Raw genomic sequence first — 25,009 nt, 5'->3', positions numbered from 1 at the left:
CATGGCGCGAATCACCCGATGCCTCATGTCGTCCTTCCGCGAGTTCGAAAGGTCCTATCCTGCGCATTCATCTGAACACGAGGTCAACGCCGGCGCGCCAGCTTTCCTCGATCATGTCGGTATTGCCGTTAAATCATTACGAGAAAGCGGATCATCTTTTCGATCGGCCACGTCTCGTCATAACCGAGTCATCCATGAATGAATTTGGCTAGCTCGATGTAACACAGGCATCTTGCCCTGCTCACCGCAACCGTCCCGGACAACGGGGATCGGCCGCCGTTCTCTGACGAGCTGCGGAGCCCTCTCGCAGCGTGAGCGGCTCCGGCGGTGCCACGACAACTCCCATGCCCTGCATGCGGCTTGGAGCCGGCATGGGAGCGGAGGCAAGCCAGCAGTACGTCTGGCCAGCATGGGTCGTGTCCGGGACCGCCGGGATTCACGGCCATATGCGCTCGGGCGGGGTGGTTTTCTGTCAGGGAAAGCATACGTTGCCGGGTTTGGTCTTGTTGTGGGTTTCGTTGCTGGCCAAGGTGGGGCCAGGCCGTGCGGTGGAGAGTGTCGGCCGTCGCCGGGTGCAGGGGTTCGGCCTGGCGGCTTCGCCAGTGTCTGCTGAAGCACGTGAGAGTAGCCAGCGTCTGAAGGAGCGATTCCTTGAATACTGCTGTTGCCAGTTCCCGCCTTCTGGGGCGTCGTTCGGTGACGCTGGGGGTGCTGCTCGTCGGGCTTGTGGGGACGCTTGGGGCCGCGCCTGCCTCTCCGGCCGGCGTTGGGAAGCCTGTTGCTGCGGCCTGCCCGGGTGGCTTGGAGGGGAAGGCCAGGTGCTACGCGGGTCGGGACGGCAACGGCGCTTACTACACGGTGGCCGTTCCTAGGCGCTGGAATGGCTCCCTTGTCGTCCACGCCCATGGTGGGCCCGATTTCTCCTATGACGAGTCCACCACCGCTGAGGACCTTGAACGCTGGGCCGTCATGGTTGAGCAGGGGTACGCCTGGGCCGGTAGCTCGTACCGGCGAGGCGGTTATGGGGTCAGGATGGCCGCTGCTGATACGGAGAACATGCGGCGTCTCTTCGTCGGGCACTTCAGCCGTCCTCGCCGTACCTATCTCCATGGTCAGTCTTGGGGTGGCAATGTTGCCGCGAAGGTCGCCGAGACTTACGGGAAGCGCGGGGCTTATGACGGGGTACTGTTGACCAACGGGTTCGTGGCCGGGGGCTCCCGCGGTTATGACACGCGCGTGGACCTGCGGATGGTGTACCAGTACTACTGCCGCAACCTGCCCCGCCCTAGCGAGCCGCAATATCCGTTGTGGCAAGGGCTGCCCGCAGATTCGACGTTGACGCCGGATGAGGTGCACGGACGGCTTCAGGAGTGCACTGGCATCGATTCCGCGCCCGCGGACAGGACCTCGCGCCAGCAGCGCAATCTGGACGACATTCTTGCCGTCACCCGCATTCCGGAAGAGTCGCTGGCCACGAACATGCTGTACGCGGCCTTCCTGGTGCAGGACATCGTGTCCAATCGGCTGGGTGGCCGGAATCCGTTCAGCAACCGTGGGGTCAGGTACGACGGCTCGCATGACGACAAGGCGCTCAACGCTGGTGTGGCGCGGTTCTCGGCCGATCCCACCGCGCGTCGCGACCTCTCCTATGACAGCGACCTCACCGGTCGGATCCCTCTTCCCGTCCTCACCCTGCACGCGATCAATGACCCGCAGGTCTTCGTGGAGCATGAGGCGGCCTACCGGTCCACCGTCCGGGCGGCCGGACGAGGCGAGAATCTCGTCCAGACCTTTACGACTGAGACCGAGCACAGCACGTTGAGCAATGCCGAGTACGCCAACTCCCTTGCCGCGCTTGACACATGGGCACGTACCGGCAAGAAGCCCACTTCTGTTTCGATCGCGCGTTCGTGTAAAGCGTTCGACACGGTCTATGGCGGAGGGTGCTTTTACGACGCGAACTTCCGTCCTGCCCCGTTGGCCACGCAGATCCGTCCTCGGCCTGGTGGCCTTCACTGGCCGGCCATGACCGCCGCGCAGGAGCGTGCGTGGAGCCGGATCGACGGCGTGGGCATCGCTCCCTGACGCCGGCTCCCGCGCGGCCGTTCGTGGAACCATGGGGAGCCGACCGCCGGCAGGCGGTGCGACCTCATGGCACGGCGGCATCTGGACGGAGTCCGCGTGGACCGAAGGGCCGAGTATGTGACGCGGCGATGGCGGCGGACCGCGGCAGGGTTCGCCGCCCGGGCCCTTCGGGCGGCCTCGGGAGCCGAGGCCGATGGGCGGCACGCGGTGCTTCCGTTCATCGGCGGGCCGCTCGGCGCCCGCATGGCTCCGGTCGCGGACACCGACGGAGAGGTCCGGCTGGCCACTTTGGAGATAACCGGGGACTACGCCTGGATGAGCGGCATGGTGACCGCTGTGGTGCGGGACGGAGTCCTCGTCGTGGGTGCTCGGGCGCGTCTGATCCGCGACAGCCGGGTGATCGCCGAAGACCTGCGCGTGGCGGCGCTGCTGTGTGAGAACCCGGAGCTGGAGTTCGTCACCCGGCTCAAGGCGGGCGGGGAAGGCCAGGTCGGGTGCGTGCTGTCGCTGGGGTGCGCACAGGCCATCGCCGGCGACGTCGCCGAGACGTACATCCGGCTTGCGCGCGGCGACCGCGTCGATGGCGACCGGCTCTCCGTCCCCGGGTACGGCCACGATCCGCTGCGGGAGGAGGCACTGGGCACCGCGGAGATCAAGGACGTGATCCGCGGGAGCGGGTTCACCATCGCCCGGGCCGAGCCGCTGTCGGGAGAGCTGCGCCGCCACGCCCGCGCCCGCGTCGTCCGGGACGGGACGGTGGTCGCCGAAGCCCTGCGCATTCACTACAGCGCACGGGGCGAACGGCTTGAGGTCTCCAAGACGCCCTTCTCGTTCACCTACCGTCCGGTCATCGCCGAGTCGGGCGAGGACGGAGACCTGCTGATCGATCTTGGTTTCGCGGATATGCGGCCGGGAGATCACGTCGTCGCCTACGGCGTTCCGGGACTCCCCCAGGAGCAGCGCGTCGGTCTGGCCCGCGTCACGCGGGCACCGAGCAGCGCGGGGGCGCCCTGGTTCGACGTCCTGCACGGCTCGGTACCGGCGCGTTGCCGGATCCGCCTGCTGCGGGACGGGGCCGTCCGCGCCGAAGGCAGGTGGTTCGGCGCGGTGGTGGGTGAGGAGGAGTTCGCCCAGGCCGTGCCCGGCGACCTCGTGGAGGCGTACCGGCGGGACGGCGATGTGCGGAAGGATGATGATCAGGGAGGCGAGGGGCACGGCCCTCCGGCGAGGCGGGAACCGGCCATGCCGCAGCCGGTGTTCGATCCCGAGCTGCCCGCGGACGTACGCGCGCATCTGGCCGCTCACCCGGATGTCCTGGAGCCCGCCGAGGCCTCGCCGCCGGAACCCCGGCGTGCCTGGACGGTCCGCGGCGGCCGGGCGAAGGCGCAGCGGCTCGCACGCGAGGCGCACGGGCGGTACCTGCGCGGCGACGACCTCGACGAGCAGTCCAGAAGTCTGCTCCTGCGTGCGCAGACCGCCGTGGCGGTCGTTCGGCGATCGACGGTGAACGGCACCGGGCTGCTGGACGACATCCGCAACGCCGTCGCGCTTCCCGACCAGGAATGGGAGATCGCCCGGACGCTGCGCACCATCACCGAGCTGCGCGCCGCCCAGCGTGCGATCGACCCCGAACGTCTGACCGGTTCGGTCACCGCGGTGCTGCGAGAACGGCAGCAGGCGCTGAACACCGCTCTGGCCTCGGTGACCGAGCGCGTCGTCGCACTGGAGGCCTATGCCCAGCGCACCCGTGTCGCCGATGCCGCCTATGCCGAGTGGATGACCGTGCAGGAGCTGACCGGCCGCGATGACGAGTATCGCGAGCTGCTGGCGCGCACCGTCCGCGACCGCCTCGCCGACGAACAGGTCGCGGCCATGACGTCGGAGGCGCGGCGGATCCAGGAGGCTCTGGACGCGTCCGTCCGCGCCGCCCGGCAGGCCGGAGAGGGGCTGCTCCCCCGCAGCCGGCGTGACGGAGAATCGCCCCGAACCGACCGGGGATGACGCAAGAGTTTTTTGTATTCCGAGGCACGGATCGGGAAGCCGTCCTGAAGCCGATCTGAAGCCGGTCAATGCTTAGATCTCGTTCATGTCACCCCCGAGAGCACGCTCAATTGGAACAGATCTGACACTTCCGTAAAACGGAAGGCGCATTCCCGCCTGACGTCACGAATCCGTCCCTTCGACACGTGTCAGCAAAGAGCATCCGGAGTGGTGAGGGGGTTTCGTCGTGCGGGCCGAATGGTGCCGCCGGTCGATGTCCGCCCCGCCCCTCTGATCGTCCCCGGCGGCGAGGCTCGCGGTGCTCCCACCCGTTCCGGGGTGCCGGCACGTCAACGTCCGCTCGGTCGAGATGGTGAGGTTCCTCACGATGCCCTACGTCGTAGCGGGAGTCCTGCTGGTCGGGACTCTCTGCATTCTGGACATGCTGATGACCTTCGCGGTGCTCCGCCGCCTGCGGGATCACTCCACCCGTTTCGCCATGCTCTCTTTCGCCGAGAAGCTGGGGGACACGGGCTATCTGGAACGGTTTGAAAACCGCCGCTTTCCCGAGTTCTCTGTGACCACCACCGGAAAGGTGGGGCTGTCTTCGAGGTCCATGGTCGGGCGGTCGTGGTCGATCGGCTTCTTCAGCGCCGGATGCGCCCCGTGCCACGAGCAGGCACCGGCCTTCGGAGCCCTCGGGACCGACGCCGCGCTCGCGGTGGTCACCGGGACGGGAAAGGACGCCGAAGAGCTGCTGGACCTGTTGCCGGGCGAGGCGATGGCCGTCACGGGGGCGGACGCCGCGGCCCTGGCGGAGCTGCTGGACGTCACGATGTTCCCGACGTTCCTTGAGGTGAACGTCTCAGGCCGGATCGTCCGGGCGGACCCCACGATCGCCAATGCGGACGCCACGGTCACCGCCGGCTCGGCACGGAGCTGAAGTGAACCGAGCGCGGTGGGCGCCTCCCGGGCTTCGGCGTGCGATGCGCCCGGTCACCGTCCCCTGGAAGGGCCTTGCCGCCGGTCTGGGACGGCTCGCCGCCGCGTCGGTGCTGTGCCTGCGCGCCGGCCCGTGGATGTATCTGGGCCTGCTGGCGGTCACCGTCGTCACGGGCCTGCTGCCCGCCGGCACCGCGTGGTCCACCAAGGCCGTTCTCGACTCCGTCGCGTCCGGGCGTCCGGCCGCGTCGGCACTGTGGTGGGCCGCGGCGCTGGTGGCGATCGGCCTGGTGACCGCGGTCGTGCCGAACCTGTCGGCCTACATGGACACCGAACTGGTGCGGCGGGTGGACCGGCACGTCCAGGACCGCCTCTACAGTGCCGTCTCCTCGTTCTCCGGGCTGGCCCGGTTCGAGGACCCGCGGTTCCTGGACCGGCTGCGCATGGCCTCGCTGGCCACCGGCTCCGCGCTCACTCCTGCCACGACGGGGTTGTTCGACGTCGGACGCAGCGTCCTGACGCTGCTGAGCCTGCTCGTGACCCTGTACGTCCTCAGTCCCGTCATGGCGGTGGTCCTGGTGGGCGCGGCGTTCCCGGCGCTGATGGCCCAGATCCTGCTGTCCAGGCAGCAGGTGGGAATGATGATGGTGCTCTCACCTGCCAATCGGCGATACCTGTTCTACAAGTCGCTGATCACGGACGTGCGCGCCGCGAAGGAAGTGCGTCTTTTCAGCCTGCAATCCTTTCTGCGGGAACGCCTGCTGGGCACATTGACCAGGATCCAGGACGGCGAGCGCCGGCTGGACAAACGGACCGCACTCGTCCAGGCGGTATTGGCTCTGGCCGGGGGCGTCATCGCCGGAGCCGGGCTTCTCTGGGCGGTGCGCGCCGCGTCCCACGGACGGCTCAGCGTGGGTGACGTGTCGGCGTTCGCCGCCGCGGTGGCGGGGGTGCAGGCGGCGCTGGCCGCGCTGGTCAGCGGCATCGGCGCCGCTCACCAGGCGCTGCTGTCGTTGGGGCATCACCTTGAGGTCGTCGGTGCTCCGGACGACTTTCCCGACCCGCCGGCCGGTTCCCGGTTGACGCCCTTGCGTTCGGGCCTCGAATTGCGGGACGTGTGGTTCCGCTATGACGACGCGCATCCGTGGATTCTGCGCGGGGTCAGCCTGACCGTTCCGGCGGGCGCCTCGGTCGCGCTCGTGGGATTGAACGGCGCGGGAAAGAGCACGCTCATCAAACTGCTGTGCCGGTTCTACGACCCGACCCGGGGTGCGATCCTCTGGGACGGCGTCGACATCCGCCAGGTGCCGGTGGCCGAACTGCGCCGGCGGATCGGCGCGCTGTTCCAGGACTTCATGACCTACGACCTCACCGCCGCCGAGAACATCGGAGTCGGTGATCCCCCCGCGCTCCGCGAGCGGCCCCGGATCGAGCGGGCGGCCCGCATCGCCGGCGTCCATGAACAGATCCAGGCGATGCCGCGCGGTTACGACACGCTGCTCAGCCGCGCCTTCCAGGCGGAGGACGGCGATGATCCGGAGGCCGGCGTCGTGCTGTCCGGCGGCCAGTGGCAGCGGGTCGCCCTCGCCCGCGCGCTGCTGCGGGACGACCACGACCTGCTCATCCTGGACGAGCCCAGCGCCGGACTGGACGCCGAGGCCGAGCACCGGATGCACCGGCGGCTGGACGAGCATCGCGCCGGGCGCACGACCCTGCTCGTCTCGCACCGGCTCAACGTGGTGCGCGAGGCGGACCTGATCGTCGCCCTCGCGGACGGCCGGATCGCGGAACAGGGCACCCATGCTCACCTCTGCCGGGCGGACGGCCTGTACGCCCGGCTTTTCGCCCTGCAGGCCGAAGGCTACGGCGACGCGACATTCCCAAACCCGGAGAACGATAACGGTCGGTCCGCATTGCTCGGCACATTCGACGGAAAGGAAGAAAGCCATGATCAAAGGCATCGAGCGGCTCGCTGACAAGGCGCTGTCGCTGATCCTCCCGGAGACGGACGCCTGGGCCTACAAGACGTGCCAGGTCAACCGCTGCACCGATCGTTGCAGCGACTGGAACTGCTGCCTCGTGGGCAACAGCACCTTCTGGTTCCGGACCTGCCCGAGAAGCAGCAACCCCGCAGACGGGTGTTATGCGCAGTTCAACGGCAAGTGCTGAGGCACTGAGCCGCCACCCCGACGCGGGCGACGACCCGCACCGCACACAAATCTGAAAGGCATGCGGACCGACCGACCTCGCCGGCCGCCGCGACCGTGGGAACGAACGGAGACAGATGGCCGTGCTACTGGTGATCCTGGCGGCGGCGAGCGGCTGCGTCATCGCCGCCAGGATCACCCTCCTCATCGTCACGGTTCGGGGAGGCAGCATGCACCCGACGTTCCACCACGGCGACCGGGTCCTGGTCGCTCGCCGCGGGCCACGCGCCCTGGCGAAGGACGTCGTCGTGCTCGTCCGCCTGCCGGAGGCCCTGAACCCGACCGGCTCCCGCAACGGTCCGTCCCTGGTGCTGAAACGCGTCGTGGCCCTCCCCGGCGACACCGCACCAGGCGGCGTCCCCGTCCCTCCCGGCCACGTCTTCGTCGTCGGAGACGCAGAGGACAGCTACGACTCCCGGCACTTCGGCCCCCTGCAAAACGACTTGGTCCAAGGCGTAGTACTGACCAGACTCCGAAAAGCGCCACAACCAGCCACCCGAATTCTTCGGGATCGCCGGATGTCGTGATGAGCGCACCGAACTGGCCCGTCTAGGTACCGGGCGGGGTGTCCCAGCCGGAGACGAACCATTGGACTTCTCCGGTGGCTGGGTTGTACATCGGGCGGTTTAGGGTGCCGATGTTGGCTCCGTAGACGTGGATTCCGATGGTGGGCTCGTCACCGACGGCCGTTACGGCGTGGACGTCGTCGTCGGTCGTGCAGCACACGGTGACCTGGCCGCGTTCCCAGACGTGCTCACCGGCCGGCGTCAAAGCCTTGCTCGGCTCGGACGCCGCGGGCTTGACGTAGCGGAGTTCGTGTTCGGCGCCCGCGTAGATTCCGGCGACACCCCAGGTCTCGTGCCCGTGCACGGGTGTGCGTTGGCCTACGTTCCAGACGACGCACACCATTGACCAGCTGTCGTCGGGGGCGATGTAGAGCGGGTAGTTGGCGTGGTGATCGTCCAAGGGCAGGGTGAATTCCGGGGGAAGCCGGTAGTCGCCGGCCAACAGGCCCGACAATCGGGCCGCGACCCGCTTCGTGATCTCGTATTCGTCGTCGATGCTGCCGACCAACGACGCCACCTCTTTGATGAAGGTGTCCATGGTCAGCGGCCCTTGGCAGTGAAGGTCAGGTGGATGACGCCGCTTGGCGTGGAGGCGGCCTCGATGTCGTAGGCCTCCTCCAGCGACTCCAGGCCGTCCCAGAGCCGGACGCCCCGGCCGAGCAGGATCGGGACCTGGACCACGTGCATGTGGTCGACCAGCCCCTCGGTGAGGAAGTCGCGGACCACCGAGGGCCCTCCGCCCAGGCGCACGTCCTTGCCATCCGCGGCCTCCTGGGCCACTTTGAGGGCCTCGGCGGGTGAGGCGTTCAGGAAGTGGAAGGTGGTGCCGCCTTCCATCTCGATGGAGGAACGGGGCCGGTGGGTGAGGACGAAGACCGGCGTGTGGAACGGCGGGTTGGGGCCCCAGGCGCCCTTGTAGTCGGGGTCGTCCTGCCAGTTCGGCGGGCCGAACTTGCCGGCGCCCATGATCTCGGCGCCGATGTCGTGGCCGTGCATCACGGCGAAGGCGTTGTCGGCACCGACGCTGCCGCCCCGGCCGCCGCCCATCTCGTACCAGAACCGGGTGGCGAACATCCACTCGTGCAGGCGCTCGCCAGCGTGCCCGAACGGAGCGTCCGGGGCCTGCCCCTCGCCGGTCGCGAAGCCATCGATCGAGATCGCGAGGTTGTGAACGCGTAGCTCGGACATCGGAATGCTCCTTCGATGATCGGAATACCCGCCGGAGTCAGCAGGGAGTCGATGCCTTCACTTTTCGGGAGCCGGTTCGCCTGCGGCAACGAAATGTAAGGACGATGTCCGGAAACTTGGCATCCTCGTCTTTCGACGTAGAGTCTGCGTGTGGACGAACGGCTGATGGTGGTCGTCGGATACGACCGGGCGCAGCTGCTGGACATCGCCTGCGTCACATCGACGCTGATCGAAGCGAACTGGGGCGCGAACCCGCCTTACCGGGTGCGCCTGGCCACCCCGGGAGGCGGGCCGATCACCTGCACCGACGGGATGACGCTGCACGGGCAGGAGTCGCTCGAACGGCTCAGGGGCCCGCTGGACACGCTGATCGTGTCGGGCGGGCTGGGCTACCAGGAGGCCGCGGCCGACCCGCGGTTCGTCGGGCACGTGCGCCGGCTGGCCAAGGAGAGCCGGCGGGTCGCGTCGGTGTGCACCGGCTCCGCCGTGCTGGCCGCGGCCGGCCTGCTCGACGGCAGGCACGCCGCCACGCACTGGATGTGGGTCGACAAGATCGCCAAGTCGTATCCGAAGGTCACCTTCGACCCCGAGCCGATCTACATCCGTGACGGCGACGTCGCGACCTCGGCCGGCGTCACCAGCGCGCTCGACCTGACGCTCGCGTTCATCGAGGAGGACCACGGGCCGGATCTGGCCCGCGGTGTGGCGCGGTTGGTGGTGACCTACCTGCAGCGACCGGGCAACCAGGCGCAGATGAGCATGTTCGTCGCGACCGCGCCGCCGCCCGAGCACAGCCTCGTCCGGCGGATCACCGACCACGTCGCGAGCAACCTCGACGGCGACCTGAGCACCGCCGCCCTGGCTCCGCTGGCGGGGGTCAGCCAGCGCCACCTCACCCGGCTGTTCCTGGAGCACCTCGGCCGCACGCCGGGACGGTACGTGCGGCAGGCCCGCACCGAGGCGGCCGCCCACCTGCTGGCGACGACGACGCACCCGCTCACGAGCGTGGCGCGGCGCTGCGGATTCGGATCCGCCGAGACGCTGCGCCAGGCGTTCGTCGACCTCTACGGGATCGCGCCCTCGCGTTACCGCTCGGCTCACTCGCGGTGATCGGCGAGCGCGGCGGGGAGGTCGGCGAGGGAGCGGATCACGATGTCCGGTGGGCTGCCGTCCGGTTCGAACGTGCCGCCTGAGCGGTCGACCCAGGCCGCGCGGAGTCCGGCCGACTCGGCGCCGATGATGTCGAACGGATTGCTCGACACCAGGCGCACCCGCGATGGCGCCCGGTCGAGGCGTTCGGCCGCATGACGGTAGGTGCGGGGTGACGGTTTGTACGCCCGTACCTCGTCGACGCTGATGACCTCGGCGAAGTACCGTCGCAGTCCGGTGGATTCAAGGATCGCGTCGAGCATCGCCGGCGCGCCGTTGGACAGGACGGCCAGGACGTGCCCTTGTTCGAGGAGGGCTTCCAGCGCCGGAGCCGCGTCGGGGAACGGTTCGAGGTCGTTGTAGCGCGCGATCAGCGTTTCCTTGTCGCTGTCCTCCAATTCGATGTCGAGGACGGCGAGCGCGTGGTCCAGCGCTTTGCGCGTGCACCAGGTGAAGTCCTCGTACCGTCCCATGGCGGTGAGGCGGAAACTGATGTCGAGTTGTTTCTGCCGCCAGATTGTGGCGGCCTTGGACGCATCGGCGGAGGACAGCCGTTCCTCCAGGTCCTTCGCGATCCCGATGGGGTCGACGAGGGTTCCGTACACGTCGAAAGCGAGCGCTTCAGAGCTCGGCAACTTGGTTCCCTTTCGTCACGTGCCGCGTCTTGGACCGCGTGCGACCGGGGGCTTCGTCGTCAACGATCGCCTCCACCGGCTCGCGGGTCGTGCGCTGGGTGCTGAGCACATGGTCGGGGTCGGCATACCCGAGCGCGACACCGCCCACGATGGTCTGGCCGTCGGGAATCGACAACTGGTCGCGCAGGATGCTCACGTCCGGCTGGCGGCCCCGCGGGGGTCAGTGGTGCCAGGGGAGGCGGATCGGGGCGGTGGGCACGCGGCCCGCGAGGAGGTCGGTGAGGAGGTCCGCGAGCTTGAGCGGGTAGACCGACTCTTCCTCCGCGCTCGCCAGTTCCTTGAGCGTCCACCAGCGGTGGGCGCCGACGTGCTCGCGTTCGATCGGGGTGAACCCCGCGGTGTCGATGTCGTATGCGGCCGTGCGGAGCAGGAAGAAGTCGTCCCGGAACAGGCCCTCGGCCCAGCCGAGGTCCGCGTAGCCGGAGGTGAGGGCGATCCGGGGCCCGAGGTCGTCGGGAGTGACGACCAGGCCGGTCTCCTCGCGCAGCTCGCGGGCCGCGGCCGCGCGCAGCGTCTCGCCCTGCTCGACGCCTCCGCCCGGAGTGATCCAGCAGTGGCCCGCCTCGGGCCGGCCGGCGACCTTCGGCCAGCGGAACAGCAGGACGCGGTCGGCGTCGTCCACCAGCAGCACGCGGGCGGTACGCCGGCGGTAGACCTCGTCGGAATCCTCCATGCCGATCATCCTTCCAGCCCGCGCACCCTCCGGCGGCTATTGCCAGGTCAGAGGCGGCCTGCTAGGAATGGGCGCTATGTCCAGAACGGGAATGGACGTCGAGTCCAAAGTGGTGCGGGAGGCGACGGGCACGGCCAAGGCGCTCGTCAAGGGGCTGGCCCTCGTCGACCTCGTCGCCGAGGCCGGGCCGCGGCGCCTGACCGACCTCGTGGAGGCCAGCGGGGTCCCGCGCGGGACGGTGCTCCGCCTGCTCGACGTGCTCTGCGGGAGCGAGCTGCTGCGCACCGACGCGGCCGGACGGTACGAGCTCGGGCCGCGCGCGGCCGTGTGGGGGCAGCGCTTCCTCGACCGGCTGGACGTCCGCGAGCGGGCCGAGGACCTTATGCGCGGGCTCACCGAGCGGACGCGCGAGACCTGCTACCTCGGCCTCCGGCAGGGGCTGCAGGTGCTGTACATCGCCAAGAGCGACAGCCCGCAGGCGGTGCGGCCCGCGGCGGTCGTCGGCAGCGTGAACCCGCTCTACTCGACCGGAATAGGGAAGGCGCTGCTCGCGCACGCCGACGAGGCCACCGTCCGCGCCGTCCTGGACGGGCCGCTGACCGCGCGCACGCCCAACACCATCACCGACGCGGACGCGCTCGCCGCCGAACTCGCGGTCACCCGGCGGCGCGGCTACGCCGTGGACGAGATCGAGAACGAGGACGGCGTCCGGTGCGTGGCCGTCCCCGTGTTCGACCACACCGGGACGGCCGTCGCGGCGCTGTCGGTGTCGGCGCCGGCCTACCGGTTCCCGCGGGAGGACCTGCCCGCCATCGCCGAGCTGGCCCTGGAGGCCGTCGCGGAGCTGTCCGCGCGGCTGGGCCACCGAACCGCAGGACACGACACCAAGGAGGTCTCATGAGCGAGACTGCCCCCGCGCCGTCCGGCGCCGGCGAGGGCTGGCGCGGCGCCGTCGGGAAGCTGGCCGCGGACGAGGTCGCGGCCTTCCTCGCCGAGGGCCAGATCGCCCGGCTCGCCTGCCTGGACGAGAACGGCTGGCCGTACGTGGTGCCCTGCTGGCACGAGTGGGACGGCTCGTCGTTCTGGGTCGTCCCGCGGGAGCGCTCCGCCTGGGGCCGCTACCTCGCGGAGGACGGGCACTGCGCGATCACCGTGGACGAGGCGGGGACGCAGCGCAAGGTCGTGGCGCAGTGCCGGGCGCACCTCGTGGAGGAGCCCTGCCTGGACGGGGAGTGGCTGCCGATCGCCGAACGGATGAGCGTCCGCTACCTGGGCGAGAACGGTCCCCGCTACCTGGAGCCGACGCTGGACAAGCCGCGCTGGCTGTTCCGCCTGGAGCCCGTCGCCCTCAAGACCTGGCAGGGCAACGACTGGGCGGAGCGCTACAAGTGACCGTCCGGCCCGATGCCGGCGGGGACGTCGTGGAGATGGCGCGGGCGCTGATCCGGATCCCGAGCCCGAACCCGGGTGGGGACGAGCGTGCGGTCGCCGGGGCGCTGACGGAGCTGGCGGTGGACGCCGGACTGCCCGCACCGACCGTGCTGGAGCGTTCCAGCACCCGCCCCAACCTGCTCTTCACCCTCGACTTCGGTCCGGGCGGACGGCACCTCGTCCTGTGCGGCCACATGGACACCAAGCCGATCGGCGACGCGGCCTGGTCGGTGGACCCGCTCGGCGCCGAGATCTCCGGCGACCGCCTGTACGGGCTCGGCTCGGCGGACATGAAGGGCGCGCTGGCCGCCATGGTGCTCGCCGCGCGGAACCTGGCGCGCGGCGGCGCGCTCCGCTCGGGGCGCCTGTCGCTGCTGTTCACCGCCGACGAGGAGGACGGCGCCTACCACGGAGCCCAGTACCTCGCCGAGGAGGGCCGGGACCTCGGCGCCGACGCCGTCCTCATCGGCGAGCCCGGCGGTCTGGAGGACGACTACGACACGCTCCACCTCGGCAGCCGCGGCATCGCGCGGCTCCGGGCCGTCGCGTACGGGCGGCAGGGCCACTCCAGCCTGTCCGGAACGGAGGGCATCCGGAACGCCGGGGTGGACGCGGCGCACGCGGCGGTGGCACTGGCCGGGCTGTCCATCCCGTCCCCGGAGGACCCGTACGGCATCCAGGGGTGGACGACGACCGTGAACACCGCGCTGGCGTTCCGGGGCGGCGTCGGGTTCGGCGTGCTGCCGGGGCGGATTGGCGTCGACACCGAGGTGAGGCTCCTGCCCGGGACGGGCCGCGACGACGTCCGGGTGCCGGTCACCGAGCTCGTCGCCGAGGTGGCGGCGCGCACCGGCGCGAACCTGGAGGTCGAGTTCGACGAGCAGGGCTACCTGCCCGGGACGGTGTCGGACCCGTCCGGCCCGCTGCCGGAGGCGGTGCGCGCCGCGTGCCGGACGGTGCTCGGCCGGACGCCGCCGGACGCGATGTTCCCCGGCACGACCGACGCGGCATTCCTGCAACCGGCCTGGAACGTTCCGGTGCTGCCCGCGTTCGGGCCGGGGCTGCTGCGCCGGGCGCACGGCGCCGACGAGTGGGTCTCGATCGGCGCGCTGCGCCGCGCGGTCGACCTGTACGCGGGCGTCGCCGCCGCCTTCTGCGCCGCGAGTGGCCGAGAGGAAGTACACGTCGGGGGACGCGAGAGAGGAGAGGGTCCATGACGACCCTGACCGCCGGACGGGCCGCGCGGTTCGCCCCGGCCGGCACGCTGATGCCGCTGAGCGGCCTGGCGCTGGTGCTGGTCGCCGCCGCCCTGCTGACCCCCGGCTTCTATTCCGAGGCGAACCTGCGCCTCGTGCTGTTCCAGGCGGGCCTGATCGGCGTGACCGCGGTCGGCCAGACGGTCGTCCTGCTCGGCCGCGGCATCGACCTGTCGGTCGGCGCGGTGATGGGGCTGACCACCGTCATCGTCGCGACGCAGACCGACGGGGACGGCGGGAAGCTGCCCGCCGCGCTCCTGCTCGCCGCGGTGGCCGGGATCGCGATCGGCGCGGTGAACGCGGGCCTGGTCGTGCTGCGCGGCGTCCCGCCGTTCGTCGCGACGTTCGCGGTGTTCGTCCTCGTCCAGGGCGGCATCACGGCGTGGACGCGGGGCGCGGCGGCGGGCGACATCCCGCGGGCGGTGCAGACGCTCGGGTCGGGCCGCGTCGTCGGCGTCCCGACGCCGCTGTGGGTGTTCGCCGCGATCGCCGCGGCCGCGGCCGTCGTGCTCGCCCGCACGAGCGCCGGGCGGCGGCTGTACGCGACCGGGGCGAACCCGCGGGCCGCGCGGCTGTCGGGCATCCGCACCGGACGGGTCATCGCCGCCGGCTACGTCGCCAGCGCGCTGCTCGCGGTCCTGGCCGGGCTGATCAGCGCGGGCTACGCCGGGCACGTCGACGCCCAGCTGTCGCGCAGCCTGGACCTCAACTCGCTGGCCGCGGCCGTCATCGGCGGCGTCGCGCTGAGCGGCGGGAAGGGCCACATCGGGCACACCGTCCTCGGCGTGGCGCTGCTCGCGGTGCTGATCGTCTGGATGATCCAGCTCGGCGCCGGGACGGGCGGGCAGCTCGCCGTCCAGGGCGCGGCGATCCTGCTGGCCACGTGGCTGCGCCAGCGCGGACCGGCCCCGGCGGGCACCCGATGAGCGCCCCGGGGCGCCGCCGGACCGGACCGTCCGGCACGCGCCGCCGCAGCACCCTCCGTCTCCGCTTCGAGGAGGTCGCCCCCGTGCCGTTCCGTCTCCCCAGGGCCGCCGTGGCGGCGGTCGCCGCGGGCGCGCTCGTGCTGGCCGGCTGCAGCACCGAGCGGGAGTCGCCGGGCACCGGCCTCGGCGCCGCCGCCGACTGCGGCGGGTCCGTCGCCGAGGCGTTCCGGCAGCAGTACGCGCAGAGCTGGCGCGAGGCCGGCGAGGCGATCGGCCTGCCGGGCCTGACCCCGGTCGCGGGGACGCAGGTCTGCCAGATCGACACCGGCCGCTTCGCCAAGGACCGTCCGAAGAAGGGCTACCGGATCGCGTTCGCCGCGCAGGGGCCGACGAACGCGTGGGCCACCACCAACGAGGAGGCGTTCAAGTACCGCGCGAAGCAGCGCGGCGCGAAGGTCCTCTACGCGTCCGCGAACGGGGACGTGAACAAGCAGGTCGACAACGTCCAGCAGCTCGTCGCGCAGCGTCCCGACGCGCTCGTGGTGGTGCCGATGGGGGACGCGATCACCGGGCAGGTGCGGGCCGCCGCGAGCCAGGGCATCCCCGTCGTGGTGTGCTCGGGACGGCTCGCCCCGGGGTCCGGCGCGGTCAGCACCGTCACCCGCGACTACGAGCTGCAGGGCACGCTGTGGGCCGAGTGGATCGCGCGGCGGATCGGCGGCCGGGGCAAGATCGCGATGCTGTCCGGCATCGCGGGCGTGCCGACGGCCGAGCTGCCGAAGAAGCAGGCCGAGAAGATCTTCGCGAGCAAGTACCCGGGGATCCAGGTCGTCGCCAAGCAGAACACCGACTGGTCGGCCACCAAGGCCAAGACCGTCGCGGCGCAGCTCCTCGCCCGCCACCCCGACCTGAAGGCGATCTGGTCGGACTCGGCCATCACCGACCTCGGCGTGTACGAGGCGTACAGCCAGGCGGGCAAGCCCGTGCCGCCGCTGACCGGTGACGTGACGAACGCCTTCCTCAAGGCCGTCCAGGGCAAGAACGTGCCGTTCGCGCTGAGCGCCTTCCCGCCCGAGCAGAGCGCCCAGTGCCTCGACACGGCGCTGGACGTCCTCGCAGGCAAGAAGGTCGCGAGCCAGGTCAACGTGGACGCCGCCGTGTTCACCGACGAGCAGATCGCGCGGTACGTGCGCCCTGAGTGCAGCGACGACCTCGCCGTCCCCTCCGCCCTCCCGGCGGACCTGCTCAAGAAGCTCAAGCTCTGCTGAAGGGAGGCGGAACGATGACGAGACCTGATTCCACGGCCCCGGCGCTGGAGGCGCGCGGCCTGGTCAAGCGGTTCCCCGGCGTCACGGCGCTGGACGGCGTGGACCTCGTCTGCCGCGCCGGGCGGGTCCACGCCCTGCTCGGCGAGAACGGCGCGGGGAAGTCCACGCTCGTGCGCATCCTGACCGGGAACCACCCGCCCGACGCGGGCGAGCTGAGGATCGGCGGCACGCCGGTCCGGCTGCACGACCCCCGCGACGCGCTCGCGCAGGGCGTGACGGCGGTGTACCAGGAGCTGACCGTCCTGCCGGAGCTGTCCGTCCTCGACAACGTCATGCTCGGCCAGGAGGTCAGCCGGCGCGGGCTGCTGAACCGCGACCGGCAGCGCGACACCGTCCGCGCCGCGCTGCGCCGCGCCGGGCTCGGCGACCTCGACCCGCGCGCGCGGGCGGGCACCCTGTCCGCCGCGACGCAGCAGCTCGTCGAGATCGCGCGGGCGCTGGTGCGGGGCAGCCGCGTGCTGCTGCTGGACGAGCCGTCCGCGCTGCTGTCCGGCGGCGGGCTGGACGCGCTGCACGCCGTCGTCCGCGAGCTCGCCGCGGACGGCGTCGCGATCATCTACATCACGCACCGGCTGGAGGAGGTGCGGGCCCTCGCCGACGACGTCACCGTGCTGCGCGACGGGCGGCTCGTCTCCACCGGGCCGGCGGCGGAGTACCCGGTCGACCGGATCGTCCGCGAGATGGTCGGGCGGGACGTCGACGCCGTCTTCCCCGCCCTGTCCGAACCGGGCGACGGCGAGGTGCTGAGCGTCCGCGGCCTGCTGCCCGCGGGGCCGGGCGCGGCCGGGCCGGGGCTCGACCTGTCGGTGCGGGCGGGCGAGATCGTCGGCGTCGCCGGGCTGCTCGGCTCGGGCCGCAGCCGCCTGCTCCGGACGCTCGCCTGCGTCCAGCCCCGCGCCGCCGGGACGATGAGCGTCGGCGGGACCCCCGTCCGCGCCTCGCTGCACGCGGCGATGCGGGCCGGGGTGGTGCTCGTCCCCGAGGAGCGCAAGACGGAGGGGCTGGTGCTCGACCTGCCCGTCCGCGCCAACACGACGCTGTCCAGCATCGCGGCCGTGTCGCCCGGCGGCTGGCTGTCGTCCGCCCGCGAGCGGGAGGCGTTCGAGGCCGAGCGCGAGCGGTTCGGGATCCGCGTGTCGGGCCCCGAGCAGCCGACCGGGCAGCTGTCCGGCGGCAACCAGCAGAAGATCGTCCTCGCGAAGTGGCTGCGCACCCGCCCCCGGGTACTGCTGCTGGACGAGCCGACCCGCGGCATCGACATCGGCGCCAAGGCGGAGATCTACCGGATCGTCGCCGGGCTCGCCGCCGAGGGCCTCGCCGTCGTGTTCGCCTCCAGCGAGCTGCCCGAGGTGACCGGCCTCGCCCACCGGGTGCTCGTGTGCCGCGGCGGCCGGGTAGCCGGCGAACTGACCGGAGACGAGATCAGCGAGGAGCGCATCATGCATCTGGCCCTCGGCACACAGGAGGTGGCCCGATGACTGCGGTCATGGCGCCGGGCGCTCCTGCTCGGGAGCGGCTGGGGACGGCGCTGTCGGGTGCGGCCCGGACCGGGCTCGCCGCCTGGACGATCGTCGCGCTCATCGTCGCCGGGCTGACCGTCGCCGACCCCGGCGGGTTCTGGACGGCCGCCAACATCGCCAACGTGCTCACCGCGACCGTCGTGCTCGGACTGGTCGCGCTCGGCCAGCACATGGTCGTCCTCACCGGCGGGATCGACCTGTCGGTCGGCTCGACGGCCACGCTGTCCGCGCTGCTCACGGCGATGCTCATCGACGGCTACCCGATCCGCACGATCCCGACGATCATCGGCATGCTGGTGCTCGGCGCCGCGATCGGCGCCGTGCACGGGCTGATCGTCGCGAACACCCGAATCCCGGCGTTCGTGGTCACGCTGTCCACGTTCTACCTGATCCAGGGCGTCGCGTTCATGATCAGCACGACGCCGTCCGGGCAGGTCACCCGGGCCCTCGCGGACGTCGGGATGCGCCGCTTCGGGCCGTTCCCGCTCGCCCTCGCCGTCCTCGCGGTGGCCGCGCTGATCGTCGCCGTGCTGCTGCACCGCACCCGGTTCGGACGGCACGTGCACGCCGTCGGCGGGGACGCGGCGGCCGCCCGGTCCGCGGGGGTGCCCGTCCGCCGCACGCTCGTCCTCGCGTTCGTCCTCGCCGGGACCCTCGCCGCGGCGGCCGGCGTCATGCTCGCCGCCCGCGCCACCATCGGCTCGCCCAGCGCGGGGCAGGGCCTGGAGCTGTCCGCCATCACCGTCGTCGTGGTCGGCGGCGCGTCGCTGCTCGGCGGACGCGCCAGCCTCGCCGGGACGCTCGGCGGCGTGGCCCTGCTCGCCCTCGTGGAGAGCTCGTTCACGCTGCTGCAGTTCCCCGCCACCGCGTCCGACCTGATCCGGGGCGTCGTCATCCTCGCCGCCGCGGCCCTGTTCGTCCCGAGGTCCACCCGTGAATGAACCCGCTCCCTCCCGTCCCGCCTCTGCGAGCCCTCCGCCGCCGCGCGTCGTCGGGCTCGGCGAGTCGCTCATCCGGCTGTCCGCGCCGGGGCACGAGCGCCTGGACCAGGCGGGCGACCTGCGCGTCCACGTCGGCGGCGCGGAGATGAACGCGCTGATCGGCGCCGCCGGGCTCGGCCTGCCCGCGACCTGGCTGACCCGCCTCGCCGACAACCCGCTCGGCCGCCGGATCGCCGCGCACGCCCGCGCGCACGGCGTCGTCCCGCACGTCGACTGGGACGGCGCCGCCCGCGCGCCGCTCTACTTCGTCGAGCACGGCGCGCACCCCCGGCCGTCCGAGGTGCTCTACGACCGCTCCGGCACCGCGATGACGCGGCTGACCGCGGACACCTTCGGCTGGACGGACGCCGTCGCGGGCGCCGGCGCCGTCGTGTGCAGCGGCATCACCTGCGCGCTCGGCGCCGGACCCGCCGCCGCGGCCGAGGCGCTCCTCGCCGCGGCCCGCGCCGCCGGCGCGCGCACCGCGTTCGACGTCAATCACCGCTCCAAGCTGTGGACGTGGGAGCAGGCCGTCCCCGTCCTGCGCCGCCTGCTGCCGTCCGTGGACGTCCTGCTCGCCGGGCACCAGGACCTCCTGCGGCTGCTCCCCTCCGCGGACCCGGACGCGGGCCGGGTGGCGCTCGCCCACCGGGCGATCGAGGAGTTCGGCTGCGACACCGTGGTGCTGCGCGAGACCGCCCGGCTCACCGGGCGGCGCGTGGCGACCGGCGTCGCCGCGGTCACCTCCGGGGGCGAGGTCGCGAGCCCGACCTACGAGGCCGACGCGGTGGACCCCTTCGGCGCGGGCGACGCCGCCTTCGGCGTGCTGATCGCGTCCCTGCTGACCGGCGACGACCTCGCGACGGCCGTGGACAAGGCCGCCTGGGCGGGCGCGTTCCAGCACACCCTGCCCGGGGACGCCTGCACGATCCGTCCCGCCGACCTCGCCCGCCGCGGCGCCCCGGCGCGGAGGATCCTGCGATGAGCGACGTGCTCGACGGGATCCGCGCGGCGGGCGCCGTCGCGATCCTGCGGCTGGCCGACCACCGCCGCGCCGTGCCGGTCGGGCGGGTCCTGTACGGCGCCGGGCTGACCGCCATGGAGATCACCTTCGACCATCCCGGCGCGCCCGCCGCCCTCCGCGACCTGCGCGCCGCCCTCCCCGGCGACGCGCTCCTCGGCGCCGGGACCGTCCGCACGCCGGACCAGGTGCGGCAGGCCGCCGAGCACGGCGCCCGCTACTGCGTCAGCCCGCACACCGACGCGCCGCTCATCCGGGCCGTCCTCGCGGCGGGCCTGGAACCGCTGCCGGGCGCGGGCACGGCCACCGAGGTCGCGACCGCCCTGGACGCCGGCGCCCGCCTCATCAAGCTGTTCCCGGCGGGACCGCTGGGCGTCCCGTTCATGCGCGCGCTGCACGGGCCGTTCCGGGGCACCGCCTTCGTCCCGACCGGAGGCATCCGCCACGACGCCGCCGGCGCCTGGCTGGACGCGGGCGCCGCCGCGGTCGGCCTCGGCTCCGACCTGGTCCCGGCGGCGCCGTCCGAGGACGACGTCCCGCTGATCGCCGAACGGGCCGCCCGGGTCGCCGCCCAGGTCGCGGAGGCCCGCTCATGATCGTCGACGCCCACCTGCACGTCTTCCGCCCCGCCTCCGTCCACCCGCGGGCCGTCGACGCCCTCGCGCCCGCCGGCCGGGACGCGCCCGCCGAGGACCTGCTCACCGTCATGGCCGAGGCCGGCATCGACAAGGCGGTCCTCGTCCCGCTCGGCCCGGAGGACGACTACGTCGCGGAGACGGTCGCCGCCCACCCCGGACGGTTCGCCGCCATCGCCGTCGCCGACCGCGCGACCCAGGGGCGCGGCCCCGGGGACCCGGTCGAGACGCTCCGCGCCCGCCTCGACCGGGGCTTCTCGGGCCTGCGCACGCAGTGGCTCGGCGACCCGTCCCGCCCGCTCGCCGAGTCGCCGATGCTGCCCGTCCTGCGCGAGCTGGCCGACCGCGGCCTGCCGCTGTGGAGCTACCTGCCGCCCGCGCAGCTCCCCCTGCTCCGCGAGCTGCCCGGCACGGTCGGCGGCCTGCGGATCGTCCTCAACCACCTGGGCTTCGCACCGCACGACATGCGCGTGGACGAGCACGGCCGGCCCGCGTTCGACGACCCCTTCCCGCCGCCCGTGGCGGAGACCGTCCTCGGCCTGGCCCGGCACCCGCACACCTACCTGATGTTCTCCGGGCAGTACGCGCTGTCGCGCCAGGCACCGCCGTACACCGACCTGTTCCCCGTGGTCCGGGCGCTCGCCGGCGCCTACGGCGCGGACCGCATGCTGTGGGCCTCGGACTACCCCTGGACCAGGGACGTCCCCGGCCCCGCCGAGCTGCTGCGGCTCGCCGACCGCACGCTGCCCGGTCTGTCCCCGTCCGAGAGGGCCGCCCTGCACGGCGGGACCGCCCTCACCCTGCTCCCCGCCCTCAAGGAGGCCTGATGCCGTCCATCGCCCCCAACGCCGAGCGGATGCCCCGCTCCGGCATCCGCGCGATCATGGACATGGCGTGGCGCCTGGCGGACCCGGTCATCGGCCTGCACGTCGGCGAGCCGAGCTTCCCGACCCCGCCGCACGTCCTCGCCGCCGCGGAGGAGGCGTACGCGCAGGGCCGCACCCGGTACGTCCCGAACGCCGGAGTCGGCGAACTGCGCGAGGCGCTGTCCGCCAAGCTCGCCGAGCGCAACGGCGTCCAGGTCCCGACCGAGCAGGTCGTCATCACCGCGGGCGGGATGCAGGCACTGCACCTGGCCCTGTCCTCCGTGCTCTCCGCGGGCGACGAGGTGCTCATCCCCGACCCCGGCTGGCCCAACTTCGCGATGGTCGTCCAGCTCCTCCAGGCCGTCCCCGTCCGGTACGGGCTGCGCCCCGAGCGCGGTTTCCTCCCCGACGTCGACGCCCTCGACGCGCTGGTCACGCCCCGGACCCGCGCCATCATCCTGAACTCCCCGTCCAACCCGCTGGGCGCCGTCCTCCCCGAGGCCGACGTCCGGCGCCTCGTGGAGCTCGCCCGCCGCCACGACCTCTGGCTCGTCTCGGACGAGTGCTACGAGGCGATCACGTTCGGGGCCCCGCACGTCAGCCCAGGCGCGTTCGACACCGACGGCCGCGTGCTCGGCGCCTTCAGCTTCTCCAAGACCTACGCGATGACGGGCATGCGCGTCGGCTATCTCGTCGTCCCGCCCGCCCTCGCCGCCGTCTGCGCCAAGCTCCAGGAGCCGCTCGTCGCCTGCGTCAACGCCCCCGCCCAGTACGGGGCGCTCGCCGCGCTGACCGGCCCCCAGGACCAGGTCGCGGCCGCCCGCGACGCCTACCTCGAACGCCGCGACGCCGCGACGGCCGTCCTCGACAAGGCGGGCCTGCCCTACCTCCGGCCGGAGGGGGCCTTCTACCTCTGGGCGGACGTCTCCTCCCTCACCGGCGGCGACGTTTCGGACTGGGCCATCCGCCTCCTCCAGGAGCGGCACGTCGCGGTGGCCCCCGGCACCACCTTCGGGCCGCAGGGGGAAGGCTGGGTCCGCCTCTCCCTGGCCACCGCCACCGACGACCTGCTGGAGGGCTTGACCCGCCTGCTCGACTTCCGCTGACCGGACGGACCCGGCCGAGTTGCGTTCGAGAGTCGGCCGGGCGATGCTGGTCTGACCCCGCGCCGACACTGTGGTGGGTCATGGATGTGATCAGCACCGCCGACGTCCCGGCGGAGGAGCGGTTCGCCTTCTGGCACGAGCTCAACGGGAAGTTATGGGCGCCCTACGACTTACGCTGCGATCCGCGGTTGGAGCCCCGATTTCAAGCTCAGGTCGGCGTCAGCGACTTCGGTCCCGTGCAGGCGACGCTGATCACCACGATGCCGCACTCCATTCACCGCACGCCCAAGCTCATCCGCCAGACCGACCCTGGAATGTACAAGCTGGGCTGCTTCGTCAAAGGCGGCGGTTTCAAGGAGCAGGACGGCCGGTGCGTGGAGCTCAAGGTCGGGGACCTGATGTTCTACGACACCTCGCTCCCCTACCTGGCCTCGTTCCTGCCGGACGTGCCGGAGAGCCGGGTGCTGCTTCTGCGGTTCCCTCGCACATCGCTCCCCTTGCCTGAACGGGATCTGCGGCAACTGACCACGGTCGGCATCCCGGGCGACCGGGGCGTCGGTGCGCTGTCCTCGCAGTTCCTCCGGCAGCTCGCCCTGCGCATGGACGAACTCGGCCCAGCGGACGCCGCCCGGCTCTCGACACTCGCCCTCGACGTGCTGACCGCGGCGCTGGCCAACGCGCTCGACGTCCACCTGCCGTCCCATACACGGCAGCGAGCGCTGACGGCCGAGATCCACGCCTTCATCCAGGCGAACCTGGGCGATGCGGACCTGACCCCGGGAGCGGTCGCGGAGGCGCACCACATCTCCCTGCGCTACCTGCACAGGCTGTTCCAGCAGGACGGGCACACCGTGGCCGGCTGGATCCGCGAGCGCCGCCTGGAGCGGTGCCGCCGCGACCTGGCCGACCCGCGGCTCGCCGCCCGTCCGATCAACGCGATCGCGGCCCGGTGGGGATTCACCAGCCCCTCGCATTTCAGCCAGGCCTTCCGCAGCGCCTACGGCCTTTCCCCGCGCGAATTCCGCCAACAGTGCGCGCAGGCTAAAGGCGAGTGCGCTCACACGTAACGACAAACCGGGTCGGCAACCTGCACCCTCTCTGAATGAGGAAGGCAACCGTGAACGTCGCGATTGTGGGAGCGGGGATCGGCGGGCTGTTCACCGCCTTGCGCCTGCACGCCGAAGGCGTCCGCTGCGTGGTCTACGAGCGCGGCGAGCAGATCCGCGAGCTCGGCGTGGGGATCAACGTGCTGCCGTTCGCGACCAAGGAACTGGCCGCGTTGGACCTCCTGGACCGCCTGGACGAGATCGGGGTCCGCACCGGCGAACTCGTCTACACCCACCGCCTGGGCCAGGAGATCATGCGCCGCCCCTGCGGACTGGCCGCCGGGTTCGACCACCCGCAGATCAGCGTGCATCGCGGCCGGCTGCAGGGCATGCTCCACCGCGCCGTAGTCGAACGGCTCGGCGCCGACGCCGTGCGCACCGGCCACCACCTGGTCGGCTTCGAGCAGGACGCCGAAGCGGTGACCGCCCGTTTCGCCGACGGCTCGCGAACCCGCGCGGACGTCCTGGTGGGCGCCGACGGCATCCACTCGACCGTCCGGTCGACCCTGTTCCCGGACGAGGGCCCGCCGCGCTGGGGCGGCATGATGCTGTGGCGCGGCGCCACCGAATGGCCCGAATTCGGCACCGGCCGGACCATGGTGATCGCCGGCGGCAACTCCGCCAAACTCGTCGTCTACCCGATCGCACCGGGGACGACTCCGGGCACCAAACTGACCAACTGGGCCATCGGCGTCGTCACCGGCCGTCCCGGCGACCCGCCGCCCAGCGAGCAGGACTGGGCGCGTCCGGCCGACCCGGCGGACCTGGCCGAGCACATCAAGCTCTTCACGCACGACCACTTCGACCACGCCGCCATGATCGAGGCCACCCGGGACCGCTTCGAGTTCCCGATGTGCGACCGCGACCCCCTCCCCCACTGGACGCGAGGCCGCGTCACCCTCCTGGGCGACGCCGCCCACCCCATGTACCCGATGGGCTCGAACGGCGCAGGCCAGGCCATCCTGGACGCGGTGAACCTGAGCACCCACCTGGCGACCCGCACGGACCCCGCCGAAGCCCTGCGCGCCTACCAGGACGACCGCCTCCCCGCCACCGCCCAGATCGTCCACCGCAACCGCCTGGGCGGTCCCGAACAGGTCATCGAGGAGGTCGAACGCCGAGCCCCGAACGGCTTCGCCCGAATCGAGGACGTAATGGACCCCACCGAAATGGAAGCCCTGGTAACCAGCTACCTCCAAGCCTCCACCGGCACCCGCAACACCCCGAAAACCTGACTGGTCTGGGTCTTGACGGATCGTTGGGAGGTCATCAGACTCCGGGGCATGGGAGCGCTCCCATGCCGTGCTCGGCAGGGGCGGGCACGTCTTGGGCGCGTCTCCTCCACCACC

The 25,009-nt window shown here is 71.9% G+C and carries 25 protein-coding genes; 20 read left to right on the top strand and 5 right to left on the bottom strand.

Annotated elements, in window-relative coordinates; genetic code table 11:
- Positions 1-696 precede the first annotated feature (696 nt).
- From BM339_RS26260 to BM339_RS26235, 6 genes are all read left to right on the top strand, one after another.
- Positions 697-2,085 carry a DUF6351 family protein gene (locus BM339_RS26260; RefSeq protein ID WP_337959930.1) on the top strand — a complete coding sequence of 463 codons (1,389 nt, stop codon included), beginning with the start codon at positions 697-699 and terminating at the stop codon, positions 2,083-2,085.
- Between the two features lie 96 nt (positions 2,086-2,181).
- Entirely contained in the window at positions 2,182-4,086 is a 1,905-nt protein-coding gene (locus tag BM339_RS26255; RefSeq protein ID WP_143118599.1) for a hypothetical protein, read from the top strand.
- A 367-nt stretch (positions 4,087-4,453) separates the two neighbouring features.
- Entirely contained in the window at positions 4,454-5,008 is a 555-nt protein-coding gene (locus BM339_RS26250; protein ID WP_143118598.1) for a hypothetical protein, read from the top strand.
- A gap of 1 nt (position 5,009) precedes the next feature.
- A complete protein-coding gene (locus tag BM339_RS26245; protein ID WP_256255461.1) occupies positions 5,010-6,983 on the top strand; it encodes an ABC transporter ATP-binding protein in 1,974 nt (657 codons plus the stop codon).
- Positions 6,955-7,176, top strand: a complete 222-nt coding sequence (locus BM339_RS26240; protein WP_021592243.1) for a hypothetical protein — start codon at positions 6,955-6,957, stop codon at positions 7,174-7,176. Before BM339_RS26245 ends, BM339_RS26240 begins: the two co-directional genes overlap by 29 nt.
- 115 nt (positions 7,177-7,291) lie before the next feature.
- Positions 7,292-7,741 carry a S26 family signal peptidase gene (locus BM339_RS26235; RefSeq protein ID WP_075022536.1) on the top strand — a complete coding sequence of 150 codons (450 nt, stop codon included), beginning with the start codon at positions 7,292-7,294 and terminating at the stop codon, positions 7,739-7,741.
- A gap of 22 nt (positions 7,742-7,763) precedes the next feature.
- Here the strand turns inward: BM339_RS26235 and BM339_RS26230 are convergent, their stop codons facing one another.
- A complete protein-coding gene (locus BM339_RS26230; RefSeq protein ID WP_075022535.1) occupies positions 7,764-8,318 on the bottom strand; it encodes a cysteine dioxygenase family protein in 555 nt (184 codons plus the stop codon).
- 2 nt (positions 8,319-8,320) lie between these two features.
- Complete coding sequence (locus tag BM339_RS26225) at positions 8,321-8,968, bottom strand: dihydrofolate reductase family protein (RefSeq protein WP_075022534.1); 648 nt, start codon at positions 8,966-8,968, stop codon at positions 8,321-8,323.
- Positions 8,969-9,118: 150 nt separating this feature from the next.
- Between BM339_RS26225 and BM339_RS26220 the strand changes: the two genes are divergently transcribed.
- Complete coding sequence (locus BM339_RS26220; RefSeq protein WP_075022533.1) at positions 9,119-10,078, top strand: GlxA family transcriptional regulator; 960 nt, start codon at positions 9,119-9,121, stop codon at positions 10,076-10,078.
- Here the strand turns inward: BM339_RS26220 and BM339_RS26215 are convergent.
- The 3 genes from BM339_RS26215 to BM339_RS26205 are packed head-to-tail and all read right to left on the bottom strand — an operon-like array spanning position 10,066 to position 11,485.
- Positions 10,066-10,752: a haloacid dehalogenase type II gene (locus BM339_RS26215; RefSeq protein ID WP_075022532.1), complete on the bottom strand. Its 687-nt coding sequence runs from the start codon at positions 10,750-10,752 to the stop codon at positions 10,066-10,068. The genes BM339_RS26220 and BM339_RS26215 overlap by 13 nt on opposite strands.
- Positions 10,739-10,948 carry a nitroreductase family protein gene (locus BM339_RS26210; protein ID WP_075022531.1) on the bottom strand — a complete coding sequence of 70 codons (210 nt, stop codon included), beginning with the start codon at positions 10,946-10,948 and terminating at the stop codon, positions 10,739-10,741. Before BM339_RS26210 ends, BM339_RS26215 begins: the two co-directional genes overlap by 14 nt.
- A gap of 24 nt (positions 10,949-10,972) precedes the next feature.
- Complete coding sequence (locus BM339_RS26205; protein ID WP_021592250.1) at positions 10,973-11,485, bottom strand: NUDIX hydrolase; 513 nt, start codon at positions 11,483-11,485, stop codon at positions 10,973-10,975.
- Positions 11,486-11,561: 76 nt separating this feature from the next.
- Between BM339_RS26205 and BM339_RS26200 the strand changes: the two genes are divergently transcribed.
- The 13 genes from BM339_RS26200 to BM339_RS26140 all read left to right on the top strand — a co-directional run bounded on the left by BM339_RS26200 (position 11,562) and on the right by BM339_RS26140 (position 24,895).
- A complete protein-coding gene (locus BM339_RS26200) occupies positions 11,562-12,386 on the top strand; it encodes an IclR family transcriptional regulator (protein WP_177287782.1) in 825 nt (274 codons plus the stop codon).
- A complete protein-coding gene (locus BM339_RS26195) occupies positions 12,383-12,877 on the top strand; it encodes a pyridoxamine 5'-phosphate oxidase family protein (protein WP_075022529.1) in 495 nt (164 codons plus the stop codon). The genes BM339_RS26200 and BM339_RS26195 overlap by 4 nt, the downstream gene beginning before the upstream one ends.
- Entirely contained in the window at positions 12,874-14,133 is a 1,260-nt protein-coding gene (locus tag BM339_RS26190) for a M20 family metallopeptidase (RefSeq protein WP_075022528.1), read from the top strand. The genes BM339_RS26195 and BM339_RS26190 overlap by 4 nt, the downstream gene beginning before the upstream one ends.
- Positions 14,130-15,098 (top strand): ABC transporter permease, encoded by a 969-nt coding sequence (locus tag BM339_RS26185; protein WP_075022527.1) that lies wholly within the window; start codon positions 14,130-14,132, stop codon positions 15,096-15,098. Before BM339_RS26190 ends, BM339_RS26185 begins: the two co-directional genes overlap by 4 nt.
- The gene (locus tag BM339_RS26180; protein ID WP_075022526.1) at positions 15,056-16,366 is read left to right on the top strand and encodes a substrate-binding domain-containing protein; all 1,311 of its coding nucleotides are present in this window, start codon (positions 15,056-15,058) and stop codon (positions 16,364-16,366) included. Before BM339_RS26185 ends, BM339_RS26180 begins: the two co-directional genes overlap by 43 nt.
- A gap of 14 nt (positions 16,367-16,380) precedes the next feature.
- On the top strand, positions 16,381-17,904 hold the full coding sequence (locus BM339_RS26175) for a sugar ABC transporter ATP-binding protein (protein ID WP_075022525.1): 1,524 nt from the start codon (positions 16,381-16,383) through the stop codon (positions 17,902-17,904).
- Positions 17,901-18,887 carry an ABC transporter permease gene (locus BM339_RS26170; protein ID WP_081842541.1) on the top strand — a complete coding sequence of 329 codons (987 nt, stop codon included), beginning with the start codon at positions 17,901-17,903 and terminating at the stop codon, positions 18,885-18,887. Before BM339_RS26175 ends, BM339_RS26170 begins: the two co-directional genes overlap by 4 nt.
- Complete coding sequence (locus BM339_RS26165) at positions 18,880-19,911, top strand: sugar kinase (RefSeq protein ID WP_024935028.1); 1,032 nt, start codon at positions 18,880-18,882, stop codon at positions 19,909-19,911. Before BM339_RS26170 ends, BM339_RS26165 begins: the two co-directional genes overlap by 8 nt.
- A complete protein-coding gene (locus BM339_RS26160) occupies positions 19,908-20,543 on the top strand; it encodes a bifunctional 4-hydroxy-2-oxoglutarate aldolase/2-dehydro-3-deoxy-phosphogluconate aldolase (RefSeq protein WP_021594171.1) in 636 nt (211 codons plus the stop codon). The genes BM339_RS26165 and BM339_RS26160 overlap by 4 nt, the downstream gene beginning before the upstream one ends.
- Positions 20,540-21,409 carry an amidohydrolase family protein gene (locus BM339_RS26155; RefSeq protein ID WP_075022524.1) on the top strand — a complete coding sequence of 290 codons (870 nt, stop codon included), beginning with the start codon at positions 20,540-20,542 and terminating at the stop codon, positions 21,407-21,409. Before BM339_RS26160 ends, BM339_RS26155 begins: the two co-directional genes overlap by 4 nt.
- Entirely contained in the window at positions 21,409-22,554 is a 1,146-nt protein-coding gene (locus tag BM339_RS26150) for a pyridoxal phosphate-dependent aminotransferase (protein WP_075022523.1), read from the top strand. The genes BM339_RS26155 and BM339_RS26150 overlap by 1 nt, the downstream gene beginning before the upstream one ends.
- Before the next feature lie 80 nt (positions 22,555-22,634).
- Positions 22,635-23,621 carry a helix-turn-helix domain-containing protein gene (locus BM339_RS26145; protein ID WP_075022522.1) on the top strand — a complete coding sequence of 329 codons (987 nt, stop codon included), beginning with the start codon at positions 22,635-22,637 and terminating at the stop codon, positions 23,619-23,621.
- Between the two features lie 50 nt (positions 23,622-23,671).
- Positions 23,672-24,895: a flavin-dependent oxidoreductase gene (locus BM339_RS26140; protein ID WP_143118597.1), complete on the top strand. Its 1,224-nt coding sequence runs from the start codon at positions 23,672-23,674 to the stop codon at positions 24,893-24,895.
- The last annotated feature ends 114 nt before the right edge of the window (positions 24,896-25,009 follow it).

The sequence above is a fragment of the Actinomadura madurae genome (assembly GCF_900115095.1).
Classification (GTDB): domain Bacteria; phylum Actinomycetota; class Actinomycetes; order Streptosporangiales; family Streptosporangiaceae; genus Spirillospora; species Spirillospora madurae.
This window is presented reverse-complemented; position numbering and strand designations above follow the sequence as displayed.

Bases quoted from the DNA above. Each gene is read 5' to 3' on its own strand.
- BM339_RS26250 (WP_143118598.1), top strand. From the start codon at position 4,454: ATGCCCTACGTCGTAGCGGGAGTCCTGCTGGTCGGGACTCTCTGCATT.
- BM339_RS26240 (WP_021592243.1), top strand. From the start codon at position 6,955: ATGATCAAAGGCATCGAGCGGCTCGCTGACAAGGCGCTGTCGCTGATC.
- BM339_RS26235 (WP_075022536.1), top strand. From the start codon at position 7,292: ATGGCCGTGCTACTGGTGATCCTGGCGGCGGCGAGCGGCTGCGTCATC.
- BM339_RS26230 (WP_075022535.1), bottom strand. From the start codon at position 8,318: ATGGACACCTTCATCAAAGAGGTGGCGTCGTTGGTCGGCAGCATCGAC.
- BM339_RS26225 (WP_075022534.1), bottom strand. From the start codon at position 8,968: ATGTCCGAGCTACGCGTTCACAACCTCGCGATCTCGATCGATGGCTTC.
- BM339_RS26205 (WP_021592250.1), bottom strand. From the start codon at position 11,485: ATGGAGGATTCCGACGAGGTCTACCGCCGGCGTACCGCCCGCGTGCTG.
- BM339_RS26200 (WP_177287782.1), top strand. From the start codon at position 11,562: ATGTCCAGAACGGGAATGGACGTCGAGTCCAAAGTGGTGCGGGAGGCG.
- BM339_RS26195 (WP_075022529.1), top strand. From the start codon at position 12,383: ATGAGCGAGACTGCCCCCGCGCCGTCCGGCGCCGGCGAGGGCTGGCGC.
- BM339_RS26185 (WP_075022527.1), top strand. From the start codon at position 14,130: ATGACGACCCTGACCGCCGGACGGGCCGCGCGGTTCGCCCCGGCCGGC.
- BM339_RS26175 (WP_075022525.1), top strand. From the start codon at position 16,381: ATGACGAGACCTGATTCCACGGCCCCGGCGCTGGAGGCGCGCGGCCTG.
- BM339_RS26170 (WP_081842541.1), top strand. From the start codon at position 17,901: ATGACTGCGGTCATGGCGCCGGGCGCTCCTGCTCGGGAGCGGCTGGGG.
- BM339_RS26160 (WP_021594171.1), top strand. From the start codon at position 19,908: ATGAGCGACGTGCTCGACGGGATCCGCGCGGCGGGCGCCGTCGCGATC.
- BM339_RS26155 (WP_075022524.1), top strand. From the start codon at position 20,540: ATGATCGTCGACGCCCACCTGCACGTCTTCCGCCCCGCCTCCGTCCAC.
- BM339_RS26150 (WP_075022523.1), top strand. From the start codon at position 21,409: ATGCCGTCCATCGCCCCCAACGCCGAGCGGATGCCCCGCTCCGGCATC.
- BM339_RS26145 (WP_075022522.1), top strand. From the start codon at position 22,635: ATGGATGTGATCAGCACCGCCGACGTCCCGGCGGAGGAGCGGTTCGCC.